Source organism: Shewanella indica (assembly GCF_033842865.1).
GTDB lineage: Bacteria > Pseudomonadota > Gammaproteobacteria > Enterobacterales > Shewanellaceae > Shewanella > Shewanella indica.
In genome coordinates, this window is the sequence record NZ_JAWXXR010000001.1 from 2,682,631 (window position 1) to 2,696,571 (window position 13,941).

A 13,941-nucleotide genomic window follows, 5' to 3' on the forward strand; every position below is an offset into this window, starting at 1 on the left:
CTCACTTTCTCACGTCACTAAGTTTATCGGGCCGGGCAAGCTGTGGATACAGCGCCGCTGTGGCCAGTGGGACCCTGTGGCTGATGAGTCGAGCCAGGGCCTTGAGTAATGCTTTGTTGTCGGCGGCGCCGCTATGCTTGCGATCGCAGCCAAAGGCCTTGATCTCGCTGGAGAGCTGTTTTCCGGCCATCGCCTGGATAATGCTGCTGGTTTGGCTGTCGGCGCCGACCTCCAGAAACAGCTGCGCGCCATGTTTTCGGGCCCGTTGCAGCAGCGACTCCAGATTGAGTGGCTGGCTGAAACAAGTCGCTATGGTCTCGGCTATCTGCTGGCGCTCAAGCCTGGCAGGTTTGAGCGGCTGCTCGCTGCCGGCGCTGATATAGACGGGCTGCGGCTGTTCAAGCTCACCCGAGAGTGGTCTGTCATAAAAAGCGGTCAATTCGGGCTTTACACGCAGGGCAGCAGGTGTGTGCATGGCGGTGACCCGGTTGGCGGCAACGCCGCGTTTGCCAAGGGCCTTTATCAGTGCCCGGCACTGAGCCTCATCCCCGGCCAGCACGCAGCTTGGCCCCTGACGTATGGCGAGGTAGACCCGTGAGTAAGCCGGGTTTTGCAATAATGGCGTGATGCTGTCTGCATCAATGCGCAGCAGAAAACTGTTCCAGTAGATGGCATCTCTGGCATCGAGTTGCCACTCCTGGCGCACGGCTGTGAGCGCGCCCGAGATCTGCTCCGAGAAAATCCGGCTTTCCAGCGTAGGTTTAACCAAAGCAAAAGGCTTGTCCCAGACGCCATTGGCGGCAAACATGGCCGCTTCGCCCATGGAGTAGCCGATGGCAAAGGCTGGGCCGAGCTTGAGCTCCCGCCGCAGTATCTGCGTCAGCAGCACACTGGCACCGACCCCGGCAACGGCCTGCTCGGCGAGTGTCATTGTTGGCGCCGGACTGGGTGCGGCCTCTGCTTTATCGCTCAAGGTTGTTTCTTTGGAAGCATCGCTCAAGGCTGTTGGCAGCAGGGTGGATAGGGCGACATTTTCGGCTGTTGCCGCGGCCTCAAAATCGGCATAACTGTTGGGAAAGGCCTGTTTTAAGGCGCCGAGCATGCCATGGTAAGCCGTGCCGACACCCGGGTAGACAAAGCAGAGGCGAGCAGGGCCCAGTGGCTTGGCGCAAAAAACGCTGCCATTTGGCGTAATAAGCTCAAGCTCCGGCAGTTCGGCCAAAGACGTTATTTTTTGAAGCTGACCCATGAGCAATTCGCTCTCGGCAATAAGCTCGGTGGCATCTCGGCCAATAAGCACCAGCGAATAGTATTCGCCGCCCTCGGACGCTGTGCCTGAAAAGCTCTGCTCCAGGGTTTTTAATTCATCCGTCAGCCAGCGCGCCAGAGCATGAGTGCTCATCGATTGGCTCAGGCGACTTTGGGCCTGCTGCAGCGCAGTTTGCGCCTCACTGAGCAGAGTCTTTGGGCTGGCAATCAAGGTCAGCGGTAAAAGCCAGGGCGCTCCTTGGGGGCAAAGGCTTGAGGTTAATTTTTTTCCAGAAGCCAAGCCGCTCACACAAGAGCTGTTCAGGCAAGAGCCGCCCAAGGCTTTTTTATCGCCAGAACTGCTCAAGGCTGTTTCTTTGCAAGAGCCGCTCAAGGCTGTTTCATCACAAGAACCGCTCAAGGCTGTTTTATCACAAGAACCGCTCAAGGCTGTTTTATCACAAGAACCGCTCAAGGCTGTTTTATCACAAGAACCGCTCAGGGCTGTTTTATCACAAGAACCGCTCAAGGCTGTTTTATCGCAAGAACCGCTCAAGGCTGTTTTATCGCAAGAACCGCTCAAGGCTGTTTTATCATAAGAGCCGCTCAAGGCTGTGCCTTGGCTGAGGATCAGCGCCATAGCCTGGGAGTTACTGGCCAGCGCCAGAGACTTGCCTTGAAAAGGCAACCCCGCCATTTTCTGCGCCAGGCGCCGCTTGGCAAATGCCTCCAGTTGCAGGCATAACGGCTCAAGTTCCAGCGATTGCTCCAGAAACAGAGTGTCCCTTTCTTCTATCTCCGGGCGTTTTGCCTGCTGCCAGGCCTGCTTAAGAAGCTGCTGCGGCTTGTGAGCGCCATGGCTTAAGGCCTGCAGCAAGGCTTGGGGATGCAGTCTTGCCTGCGCCGCATCGACTGCGCTTAGCAGCAATAGCCGCTGCTTTGATGGCAGCACCAGGCTCAGGCTTGCCCCGGCCTTGACCTCGGCCACCAGCCAAGGCCAGTCGGGAACCTGATTGCTATCAAACGCGATAGTGCGCAAGGCAGCCCTAAGCTTGGGCGCCAGGCTTTGCTCCTCTTCGACCAGGCACAGTGCCAGCCGCAGCGGCTTTTCGGCCGCGGACTCAGCTGGCTTTACTTCAATGTGAGGCATAGGGCCTATCGCTTTGCTCAAGGCCTTTCTCTATTACCTGTGGCGGCCTTGGCCGGTTCAAAGGCGGCATTGAGCCCCTTGCTAATGGTGACCTTGGCATTTTCCAGCCCGGTTTGCAGTTGGCCCTCGGCGTTGAACAGGGCCAGATCGGCGCTGAGCTGACGGCTGGAGTGCTTGGTCACCTGCAGGCGAATAAGGCCGGTGTCATTTTCAGGTAGCAGGGCGTTTTGCCAGAGCGCCGCCAGGGAAGAGGGCAGGCTGGCGGCATCGTATTTGATCCGGGCCCAGACCAACATGGCCTGCAGCAGTGCGTCTTGCTGGATCAGGGCGCGATCTTCGCTCGATGCGGCATCCGGTAGCCGGTATCGGCAGCTAAGCCCTTGGTCGTCAAACTGCAGCACCTCAGTAATGGCCTGCAGCTGCGGGCCATGGAACAGGGCGCCGTTGTGATAAAGCTCACTGCCTTGACGCACTTGGAGCTCACCTTCGCCTATCTCGGGCCCACTTTCACCTGTTTCGGGCATAGAAACATGTGCCAGTGGCTGACTGGCGGGCTGCTGCATTAACGGTTGCTGCATTAACGGCAGCAGGGTCGCCTGATACTGAGGCCGCTCATCACAGCTGATGCTCGCCTGCAGCTCGCCGTCGGTTCCCAGCGTCAGGCTGAGCTGCAATCGCTTTTCATCACTGTCAAACACCACGCCTTTGAGCAGCTTATAGTCCACGGCGCGCCAATCGCCGCCAAAGAGGCTCTGGGCACTTTGCAGCATCCACTGGAGCGCGCAGACAGTCGGCCATACCGGATTGCCGCCTATGCAGTGATCTTTCAGCAGCGCCAGCTCCTGGCGCTTGATGCTGCGACTCAGGGTTTGCGAGCTAGCTTGGGCCTCTGGCACATCTGTGTGGTTCAGGCCTTGTTTGCCCCCCGGGCCTTGCATACTGGAGCCAATCAACAGCTGCGGCTCCGAGCGGGCCAGAATCGCCTCGGCAAACAGCTTGGCACCGGCTTCTCTTGGGATCACATAGACGCCGCGGGACTCAAACATCTGCTTCAGCGCCGCATTGACCATGCCGCCATCCCAGGGGCCCCAGTTGAAACTGATCACTCGGGTGGTTGGCAACTCATGATGCAGCCGATGAGCGGTTTTATTGAGGATTTCATTGGCCATGGCGTAGTCGCTCTGGCCTGTGTTGCCGTAGAAACCGGCGGCGGAGGAAAACAGCGCCAACAGTTTTAAGTGCTCGGCGGCCTTTTTGTTTGGCGCCAAGGTACTGAGCAAGGCGGAGAGGCCGCCAACTTTAGTGCCTGTAACCAATTCGAGTTCGGCGAGGGTCTTGTCGGCGATGTGTTTATCGGCCAACACTCCGGCGCCGTGAATAAGCCCGCTGATAGGCGCCAATGCTTGAATGGGCGCCAGTGTGGACGCGACCGCATCCGGGTTACTGACATCCAGACTCAGGTATTCGGCGCTGGCACCTATGGCCTCAAAGCGCTTGAGCGCTGCGTGAATCTCAAGCGCGTTGACCAGAGGTTTTATCAGGGCTTCCACTTCCTTGGGCGAGGGCTTTTGCCCCTTGGCCAATAGCGCGGTGATTGCGGCTGCTTTTAGCTGACCGCTCTCAAGCCCTTGGGCCCAATCGGGAAAGGCTTCCAATGCCAAGGCCTTGCTGCGACCGGCGAGAATAAAGTGACTGCCACTTTGGCGGGCCAGCGCCAGGGCACAGTCCAGGGTGACGCCTTTTGCGCCCCCGGTCACCAGTATTTTATCTGAACTATCGAGTCTGCATGGCGCCAGGCTTGTATCGGCAGCATTCTGGTCATCGGCCGAAGTCGCTACCAGGGTCACTCTGCCGGCGGCGCTTTTGCCCCACTCCAACGGATCCTGACTCGGGCTGTAGAGCGCATCCATGACTTGCGAGGCCAGCGCCGAGGCATCAAGCTCAGGAGCAAGATCCAACGCGCGGCAATGCACCTGAGGCCATTCCTGCGCCAGGGTCTTGGTTAAGCCAAACAGGGCGCTCTGATTCAATTCACAGGGCTGACCGCTGAAACCCAGCTGACCATCCATACGCGCCACAGTGATAAAGGCGCGGCGGCCTTTTGTCGGCGTTTGCCAGGCTGGGCTCAAATGCTTGGCGAACAGGAAGCTCAGTTGTACTTGAGTCTTGGCTGTGATGTTGAGCGGCATCAACTCCTCGAGTTGTTCCCGCGGCAGTTGTGGCTGCAGATGGATATAGATGGCCACTTGCTGTTCGAGCCCGGCGATGAGCGCCTCGACTCCGGCATCATCATTGCTGGCCAGAGTCAGGATTGGCAGCTTGCTGTCCAGCGCCGATTGCGAATCGGTTGCCGCCGGGCGCACCAGAGTGACACTGATGCCACTGTCTGTCAGTTTCTTGGCCAGGACACCGGCGTTGTGGCCGTCATCGAGCAGCAGCGCACAGCTGTTCGCGGCAAACAGAGCCTCGGCGCTTGCGCCTGAGAATCTATCTGCCGCCGGCAGCTTTTTTAGGCTGACTCCCGCATGGGGCGGCAAGGCCACACTCGGCTGAGTGTTTGGCGTCTCATCGGTTTGGGTTAGCGGCTCGGCTGCATGCTTAGCGTTTGAACCGGCAAAACAATCTATGATCTGCCCCAGGGTGCGGCATTCGCTTAAGCTTGCGGCGTCCAGCTGTGGCAGCTCTGGCAATTGGTCTTGCACTGTACCGAGAATTTCCACCCGCTTGATGGAATCGATACCGAGATCGGCCTCCATATCCATCCCCAGTTCGAGCATTTCGGCCGGGTAGCCGGTCTTGTCCGCCACTACCTGCAGCATGATTGCCGTGATATCACTCTGATTTGAAACTGGCTCAGGCTGCGCGCTTGAATCCACTCCGGCGCTTTGCTGCAGATAATCGACTATCTGCCCCAGGGTGCGGCATTCGCTTAAGGTGGCGGCATCCAGAGGCGGCAGCTCAGGCAATTGGTCCTGCACTGTGCCGAGAATCTCCACCCGTTTGATGGAATCGATACCGAGATCGGCCTCCATATCCATCCCCAGCTCGAGCATTTCGGCAGGGTAGCCGGTCTTGTCGGCCACCACTTGCAGCATCAGTGCCGTGACATCGCTAGCCGTGTTTGATTGAATCGGGCTTGGCTGAACGCTTGAATTCACTCCGGCGCTTTGCTGCAGATAGTCGACAATTTGCCCCAGGGTGCGGCATTCACTCAAGGTGGCGGCGTCCAGCGGCGGCAGCTCAGGCAATTCATCTTGTACTGTGCCCAAGATCTCCACCCGTTTGATGGAATCGATACCAAGATCGGCTTCCATATCCATCCCCAGCTCGAGCATTTCGGTCGGGTAGCCGGTCTTGTCGGCCACCACCTGCAGCATCAGTGCCGTCACATCACTAGCTGTGTTTGATTGAGCCGTGTTTGACAGGGCTGGGCTCGGCTGAATTGGCTCGGGTTGCACACTGGAATCCACACCGGCGCTTTGCTGCAGATAATCGACGATCTGTCCCAGAGTGCGGCATTCACTCAAGGTGGCGGCATCCAATTGTGGCAGCTCAGGCAAGGCATCCTGCATTGTGCCGAGAATTTCCACCCGCTTGATGGAGTCGATACCGAGATCGGCCTCCATATCCATCCCCAGCTCGAGCATTTCGGCCGGGTAGCCTGTCTTGTCGGCCACCACCTGCAGCATCAGTGCCGTCACATCACTAGCTGTGTTTGATTGAGCCGTGTTTGACAGGGCTGGGCTCGGCTGAATTGGCTCGGGTTGCACACTGGAATCCACACCGGCGCTTTGCTGCAGATAATCGACGATCTGTCCCAGGGTGCGGCATTCACTCAAGGTGGCGGCATCCAATTGTGGCAGCTCAGGCAAGGCATCCTGCACTGTGCCGAGAATTTCCACCCGCTTGATGGAGTCGATACCGAGATCGGCTTCCATATCCATCCCCAGCTCGAGCATTTCCGTGGGGTAGCCTGTCTTATCTGCCACCACTTGCAGCATCAGCTCTTCGACACCTGTGCTTGGCTTGGCAGTGGTTACGGCTACTGCTGGGGCTGGAGCTTGAGGCCGGCTCTGTAGCACCTGGCTTGGTTGCTGTGGCGTGCTTGCTGCTTTTACTGGCGCTGCGGCGTGAGTTAAAGGCGCTGCGGCCTGGACGGGCACAGACACAGACACTGGTACTGCTTGGGCCTGCTCTATATTGGGCAATACAGCATTGGTCAACACAGAATTTGGTAACACAGCACCGCCCTGAAGTTGTTGCAACAACTGCTGGGCGCCGAGATTTTGCGACTGAATAAAGTCGTTGTGGATCTTCAAAGTCTCGGCCTGGTGCTGGTGGAACATGGCCAGGGTCTGATTGAGGCTGTCAGGAATCGCTTTGCCGGCCGTCGCCAGTTTTACTTGCTCGGCGAGCAGTTGCTGCACACTGTTGCCATATTGCAGCGGGATATTCAGAAACTGCTGATGCAGCTCGGCCAACTGTTGCTGGGCGCTGAAAAACTGCTGTAATCCGCTGCCGCTGTTTGCTGGGAGGCCGTTTGCAGCTTGTGGCGCTGTAGCTTGGCTCGGTTGACTCGGGTTTTGGCTTGCGGCCGCAACTGGGATCTCGACGATTTTTTCCACGACTTTCTCGACTATTTTTGTCTGTTGACTGATCCGGCCCTCTTTGAGTGAGGCCGCCATCTTCTGGGCGGTCGCCGGGCTGATATAGTTACTGGCACCGAGCTTGATAGTCATCGGTGAGGCTTTGTGTTTGGCCTGGGTTTGTACGGCGCGATAGGCATCGGGATCTGTCAGAGGCAGGCCCGCCAATGCCAGGCTGATAAGGGCTTGCTTCAGCTCAGTGTCGGCGGCCAGTGAATCGATACAGCTTGGGCTGTCCAGCGAGAGGAACAGGCATTCGGCGGCGCGATCGCCCAAGGTGGCTTGCGCCAACCTGGCCAGGGTGTTTTTCGGGCCAAACTCGACAAATATTCTGGCGCCGTCCCGGTACATGCTCTCTATCTGCTCACTGAAGCGCACCTGCTTGAGCATATGCTGCTCCAGGTTGGCTCTGAGGCTTTCGGCATCCTGTGCCAGCTTGTCACCTGTGGCATTGACATACAGAGGCGTTTTCGCATCGCTCAAGCCCTGGCGGGCAATCGCCTCGGCAAAGGGTTGCTGCGCATGGGCCACCAGCGGAGTGTGGAAGGCACCGGATACCGGCAGCGCTATGGCGCGCAAACCTGCCTCGTTCAGCTTGAGGTTGAGCCGGGCTACCGCTTCACTCGCGCCGGCAATCACAAGCTGAACCGGGCTGTTGATATTGGCTATCTGCACCTCGGGTTCAGTCTGCAGCAGTTGCTCGAGAGTATTCCGCTCAGCGGCTGAAGGCAGGATAACGGCGCTCATGGCGCCCGGATCTTTATCTTCGGGGACACTGGCCATGGCATCGCCTCGGGCGAAGGCCAGCGCGTAATAGCTCTCACGGCTCAAGGCACCAGCGGCGCGCAGTGCCGACAGCTCACCAAAGCTGTGACCGGCCAGCATATCCGCCTGGAATCCGGCCTGGCAAAGCAGAGTGAACTGTCCCATGCCGAGGGCGCCAATGGCGCTTTGGGCAAAGCGGGTATTGGCCAGTGCCAGTTCATCCTCTTTGCTGGCCTGGGGCGAGAATTTGGCTATCGGGAACACCCGCGCCGACAAGGGGCCCATGCCGTACTTGTCGGCTACGCCCTGGCGGGAAAACTCACGGTCGGCGGCGGCAAATTCGGCGCGAAGCTCGGGATAGAGCTGGGTTAGCCCAGAGCCCATCTGTAGATATTGACTGCCTTGACCGGCAAACAGGGCGGCGGTCTTGGCCTCAGTCAAAGGCCCACTGCGGTACTCGACTCCCTGATGTTGCCAACGGGTTTGCGGCTGTTCTTCAGCCGTGCTTTGCAGTTTGCTCAAGGCCAGTTGCAACTTATGCTGCAGCTCTATGGTGTCGCAGGCAAGCAGTCCCAGCCTTGGGCCTTGTACCTGTGTCTGGCTGCCGAGGCGATAGGGCGCGCACAGGGTTTCAAGGTCGCCATGGGCACCTGAGTTCAGCGTCTTGAGCAGAGTGGTTATCTCTTGCTCCAGCGCCGGTTTGTCCGGCGCGCAGAAAAGCAGCGGCAAAGGCGTGCGTCTCAGGCGAGCGGGTTGCTTGGGTAATTCGGGGCTGTGCTCTTCCAATACCAGGTGGAAGTTGGTGCCACCAAAGCCAAAGGAGCTGACGGCGGCGCGCCTTGGCGTACCGTCGGTTCTTGGCATCCAGGGGCGGGTTTGAGTGTTGAGATAGAAGGGCGATTGCTCCACTGCCATCTTGGGGTTGGGCTGCTTCACATTGATGGTGGGCGGCAACACCTTGTGATGCAGCGCCAATGCCGCCTTGATCACCCCGGCGGTGCCGGCGGTCGACTTGGTATGGCCCACCTGGGACTTGATTGAACCCAGCGCAATGTGCTGCAGCTCAGGATTATCCTGGCTCATTACGGCGTTGAGGCCGCTGAATTCGGCCACATCACCGGCGGCAGTACCTGTGCCGTGGGCTTCCATCAGGCCCAGAGTATGGGGCGGGAACCCGGCATCATCATAGGCCCGCTGCAGCGCCTTGGCCTGGCCTTCGGGGCGCGGCGCGTAAATGCTCTTGAACTTACCGTCGCTGGAGGCGCCAACCCCCTTGATCACCGCATAGATGCGGTCACCGTCGCGCTCGGCATCCTCCAGGCGTTTCAGCGCCACCATGCCTATGCCTTCGCCTATCATCATGCCGCGGGAGTCGGCGTCGAACGGCTTTATCTGCTCGTCGCTGGTAAAGGCCGGGGTCTTGGAGAAGCTCATGTACATATAGGCGGAGTTGTCGGTGCAGACGCCTCCGGTGAGCATCATATCGCTGCGGCCTTCGGTCAGCTCGGTGAGTGCCATTCGCATTGCTGCCAGCGAGCCGGCACAGGCAGCGTCGACCACACAGTTCATGCCGCCGAGATCGAAACGGTTGGCAATCCGACCGGCGATAACATTGCCGAGCGACCCAGGGAAGGAGTTTTCCTCCCAGTGAATATATTGGTCCTGAAACTTGCGGATCAGCATTTCGCTGTCCTGCTCACTGACGCCACTCTCGCGGAACACCTTTTTCAGCACAGGGTATTGCAGCCTGGCATTGAGGCTTTGGCTGATCTTCTGGCCACCGCCAATCCCCAAGGTGATGCCGATGCGGTCGCGATCATAGTCCGAGCCTTCATGAATACCTGCATCCTCCAACACCTCTTTGGCTACCACCAGCGACAGCAGCTGCGAGGTGTCGGTCAGTTCGAGGATATTAGGCGGCAGACCAAACTCCATGGGGTTGAAATCCACTTCCGGGATAAAGCCGCCGCGCTTGCAGTAACTCTTGTCGGCGGCTTTCTTGTCGGGGTCAAAATAGTCTGCCACTTGCCAGCGGTCGGCGGGCACTTGGGTGATGGCATCTATCTTGTCGCAGATCAGATCCCAAAACTGGTTCAGATAACGGCTGCCGGCAAACAGGCTCGCCATGCCGACTATGGCAATCGGCGTGTCTTTCAGCCTTTTGTTGAGGCGTTTGTCTATCTGAGAGGCTTGTGCTTGGCTCATTGAGCATCTCCATTGGTGGCTGCAAGTTGCGGCCTGGGTTTGCGCCCTGCCTTGGCGGCAGCGGGAAACCTGGATTGGAAAATATGATAGTTGCGTACCAGCAAGCGGCGCAGTGCAAACGGGGCACGCTTGAGGACGTAGGCTATGTAGCGGTCGGCGGCGTGGGTGTCGTCATCCTGATAGATGTCGACATAGACCCAGCCGCTGACGGGATCCATCCCTATGAGTACCGAATGGGTCTGTTGGCCAATGGGAATACTCATGGCTTCGACCTGAACCACAGTGTGTTCATCGGTACTGGGCAGCATCAACGCATCGGCGAGCGTTTGGCTGTTGAGGGTGTAGGTTTGCATCTTGCTGCCGCTGTAGACCGGCAGCTTATTGAAGTGTTTCGGCGGCAGCGAGTGCGCAGCATCAATATTGTCGAGCCGGGACGCGCCGTGGCGTTTCAGACAGCGGGCCAGCCCGGAGCGCGAAACATGGGGATTGATAAACTCTTGGGTGACTTGCAACAGCCTGTCCAATGGCAGCTTGAGCTGCCAACGCAGTCCGACAACCACATATTCCTGAATATCGCTCAGGGTAGTATTCAGATGATGCGGGGTATGGGATTGATCCTGGGTCGACTCGCGTTTACGCCACTTGCGAACGGTTGCTTCACTGATATTCAGTAACCGTGCCAGTTGGCTGACATTGAGCTCCGACTCCTGGATAAAGCGGCGCATTTCCGGGGTGGTGGTGGCATTACGATGACGCCGTTTTCCGGTTTGAGTTTGCTTCATAATCAGCTGGGACTGGGCCCTTGGGCTTCCTTTCTCGCCTGTCTGCCATGGTTGCAAACTTCCACAATACTGAGCGTCAGGCTGTTATTTCAGTAACAGGTGAAGCAGATTACCAGTGCCTGCCGCTCGATACAATCATCTGGGACTGAAAATCCTGCTTTTGTTTTAAGGCACTTACTCGCAAATGAGTCCGGAATGACTTGTTGTTGATTTGTTTTTAAATTGATATAACTTGGTTGTTTTGGTTTTTTGTGCTGTAAAAATGGATATCTGATACCTATTTATCCCTAATCCCCTGCGGTCTGTTGCAGCTTATATTGCAGCTTATGTTACAACCTGGGTATCTGCCTTTAGGGCAGCTGGATGAACTGGCATCAGCAACAGAAATGGAGAGTGTCAGGTGTATTTAACAAAAAATAATCTACTGGGAATGGCGAGTGCGGCCTTGTTTACAGTACTCGGCGCCGGTTGCAGTGGTACCAGTGCCACGACCGCCGAGTTGTCGCCAGAGGACGCGGCCCGCCAACAAAGACTCGATGAACAGGGATACCGCTGCGATCGGGTTAGGGTTACGGGAAGCAATATTCCCAACCGCCGCTGTACAACTGCCCAGCAGCGGGACAGAGAGCGGGAAGAGGCGAGAGCCTATGTCGATAAAATGAATCAGCAAAACATGAATGATTAGCACTTGAGACCGAGGGGGAGGCCAGGGCAAAATAGCCTACTCCCCCTTGGTTTTGGAGCCTCCCATCAACGCCGTTCAGCTCTTTTTGTATCCCTTAAGCCCCAGTGAGCCTTTAAAACTCAAAGATCTGGCGCTGTGCCTAGCGCCGGCCGAGCGGGAAAAGTTTGCCCGAATAAGCCATAAAGAGGTTAAGCAACGGGCAATAACAAGCCGCGCCTTGCTGAGAAAGACCCTGAGTACTCAAGCGCCGCTTGCAGCCCGGGAGTGGTGTTTCGATTATGGTCCCCAGGGTAAGCCGCGCCTTTGTGATGAGCAGTTTCAACAGACTCAGCTGCATTTTAACCTCAGTCACAGCGGTGATTGGCTGCTGTTGGCATTGCTGAAACATCCTTCCCCTGAGTTGCAGCTTGGCGTCGATATAGAGCGTTTACGGATGCGTACGGCTATTGATACTGTGATGCGCCACTATTTTGCGCCTTTTGAGCTGCAGCAGTTACGAAATCTGGATGATGCCACGCGGCGAGAGGCGTTTTTCGACCTCTGGGCCTTGAAAGAGTCTTATATCAAGGCGACCGGCAAGGGGTTGGCGCAGCCGCTTGATGGGTTTGCGTTCGACTTGAGTTCAGGGGAAGCATGCTCGGCCGAGCGGCCTGCCGAGATTGCTTCGATGCGCCGTGGGCTTTTGTTAAAGCCTAAGGAAAACACCCGATGGCAGAGTTGGCTTGGCCATATGGAGCCGGGTTATCGATTGGCCCTGACCATAGGGGCGCCTGCAGCCATCAACTGGCAACTGCAGTGGCACCTTGGCCAGTAGCACTCTGAAATAGGTAACGCGCAAGAATGAAAAAGCGGCCTTAAAGCCGCTTTATGTTCGATTACTGTCTAGCCAGGCGTTGGCTTTCCGGCACGTGCTCAAAGTCACTGCGGAAAGGGTTGATGTCCAATCCACCTCTGCGGGTGTAGCGGGCGTAGACGGTCAATTTACTGCAATGGCAGAAACGCTTCAGATCGGTGAATATCCGCTCCACACACTGTTCGTGGAACTCGTTATGCTGGCGGAAAGAGATCAGATAACGCAGCAGTTTTTCCCTGTCTATCTTGGGGCCCTGGTAGCGGATCATCACGCTGCCCCAATCAGGCTGTGAGGTGATCAAACAGTTGGACTTAAGCAGGTTGGAGTTCAAGGTCTCGGCGACTATCTGCTTGTCGTCTGTGCTTTCTTCGAGCCATTTGGGGTTGAACTCATAGTCGTTGACTTCAATATCCAGATCGTCAATGCAGTGCCCCGGCAGCTCAACAACTCTCTGGCTGTTGAAGTGCTTGGGCTCAATCACTCTGACTTTTACCTCGCCATTGGCACAGCGGCTCAGATCTTGGGTCAGGGTCTGCTCGACGGCTTCAGTACTGTCAAAGCGGGTTTGATTGAAACTGTTCAGATAGAGCTTGAAGGATTTGGACTCAATTAAATGCTCACTGTTGAGATCCAGCTGGAACTCGGCGATGGCTACCATGGGCTTGCCCTTGGCATTGAGCCAGGAGAGCTCATAGCCGGTCCAGATATCGGCCCCCTGAAACGGCAGAGGTGCACTCAGGTTGATTGCATCACGGTTGAGTTTGCGGGGCACACCCTGCAACAGCTCTGGGGCGTAATGCTCTTGATAATCTGTCTGCTGACCCAGTGTCAGGCCAGATAAGGCTTCAGCGTTCCGGTAAGGGTCGTGATTCTGTGTCATCAAGCGGGTTTCCGTGTCAAAATAGGTCACCATTATACCTGAATTTGGAAGTGCGATAAGTGTCTTGTGCCCAGGCGTTGGAGCAATTTCTCAGCCGTTATCATCAAAGTTACCAGTCGAGTCTGGGGGAAGGCCCCAGATATTATGCCAGGGGAGAAGCCTCGCCCTGCTTGCTGCAGGAGGATGGCGAAGATCCACTACTGTGGCAGACTATTCGCCGTGAACAGCCAGGCAGTTTTGCCAATGTCAGTCATGCGCTGGAGTTGCCGCTGCATGCCGATATCGACGAGTTTTATGGACAGTTTTTTGCCGCGCATCTGTTGTTTGAAGCCGATTTCGGCGAAGGGGAACTATTGCAGCCCTGGAGTCAGGATGATTTTGAGTTTCTGCAGCAGAATCTGATTGGGCATTTGATGATGAAACGCAAGCTCAAACAGCCACCGACCTGGTTTATCGGTCTATTGGGGCAAGGTGATGAGATGATCTGCGTGGATAATGAAACCGGTGCTGTCTGGCGAGAGGTCCCGGGTGAGCTTCCCTCAAAGAAGCTGGCAGACAGCCTGGAAGAGTTTCTTGTTATGCTGCGCCCCAGAGTGGCGCCGGCGGTCGAGCCAGTGGAGCCGGCCATGGCGGATGTCGACCATCCCGGTCTCTGGGCGCGAATGAAGCTTATGTGGCAACACCTGTTTTCCCGCCGCTGACAGTCGGGGTTGCCACAGTCACTATT

At 57.0% G+C, this 13,941-nt stretch carries 7 protein-coding genes; 3 read left to right on the plus strand and 4 right to left on the minus strand.

The window, feature by feature from the left end:
- Position 1 precedes the first annotated feature (1 nt).
- The 3 genes from SIL79_RS20730 to SIL79_RS12090 are packed head-to-tail and all read right to left on the minus strand — an operon-like array spanning position 2 to position 10,796.
- The gene (locus SIL79_RS20730; protein WP_233962539.1) at positions 2-2,419 is read right to left on the minus strand and encodes a PfaB family protein; all 2,418 of its coding nucleotides are present in this window, start codon (positions 2,417-2,419) and stop codon (positions 2-4) included.
- Positions 2,416-10,014: a type I polyketide synthase gene (locus SIL79_RS12085; RefSeq protein ID WP_226685020.1), complete on the minus strand. Its 7,599-nt coding sequence runs from the start codon at positions 10,012-10,014 to the stop codon at positions 2,416-2,418. Before SIL79_RS12085 ends, SIL79_RS20730 begins: the two co-directional genes overlap by 4 nt.
- The gene (locus SIL79_RS12090; protein ID WP_039034214.1) at positions 10,011-10,796 is read right to left on the minus strand and encodes a helix-turn-helix domain-containing protein; all 786 of its coding nucleotides are present in this window, start codon (positions 10,794-10,796) and stop codon (positions 10,011-10,013) included. The genes SIL79_RS12085 and SIL79_RS12090 overlap by 4 nt, the downstream gene beginning before the upstream one ends.
- 400 nt (positions 10,797-11,196) lie before the next feature.
- Between SIL79_RS12090 and SIL79_RS12095 the strand changes: the two genes are divergently transcribed.
- Together SIL79_RS12095 and SIL79_RS12100 are read left to right on the plus strand one after the other, a co-directional pair.
- Positions 11,197-11,481 carry a hypothetical protein gene (locus SIL79_RS12095; RefSeq protein ID WP_226685019.1) on the plus strand — a complete coding sequence of 95 codons (285 nt, stop codon included), beginning with the start codon at positions 11,197-11,199 and terminating at the stop codon, positions 11,479-11,481.
- Positions 11,482-11,527: 46 nt separating this feature from the next.
- Positions 11,528-12,295 (plus strand): 4'-phosphopantetheinyl transferase family protein, encoded by a 768-nt coding sequence (locus SIL79_RS12100; protein ID WP_226685018.1) that lies wholly within the window; start codon positions 11,528-11,530, stop codon positions 12,293-12,295.
- Between the two features lie 61 nt (positions 12,296-12,356).
- Here the strand turns inward: SIL79_RS12100 and queF are convergent, their stop codons facing one another.
- On the minus strand, positions 12,357-13,214 hold the full coding sequence (queF, locus tag SIL79_RS12105; RefSeq protein ID WP_186300084.1) for an NADPH-dependent 7-cyano-7-deazaguanine reductase QueF: 858 nt from the start codon (positions 13,212-13,214) through the stop codon (positions 12,357-12,359).
- 59 nt (positions 13,215-13,273) lie between these two features.
- Here queF and syd point away from each other — a divergent pair, with 59 nt between their 5' ends.
- Positions 13,274-13,915: a SecY-interacting protein gene (gene syd, locus SIL79_RS12110; protein ID WP_039034216.1), complete on the plus strand. Its 642-nt coding sequence runs from the start codon at positions 13,274-13,276 to the stop codon at positions 13,913-13,915.
- The last annotated feature ends 26 nt before the right edge of the window (positions 13,916-13,941 follow it).

Excerpts from the sequence above, each read along its gene's own strand:
- SIL79_RS12090 (WP_039034214.1), bottom strand. The coding sequence starts at position 10,796 with ATGAAGCAAACTCAAACCGGAAAACGGCGTCATCGTAATGCCACCACC.
- queF (WP_186300084.1), bottom strand. The coding sequence starts at position 13,214 with ATGACACAGAATCACGACCCTTACCGGAACGCTGAAGCCTTATCTGGC.
- SIL79_RS12085 (WP_226685020.1), bottom strand. The coding sequence starts at position 10,014 with ATGAGCCAAGCACAAGCCTCTCAGATAGACAAACGCCTCAACAAAAGG.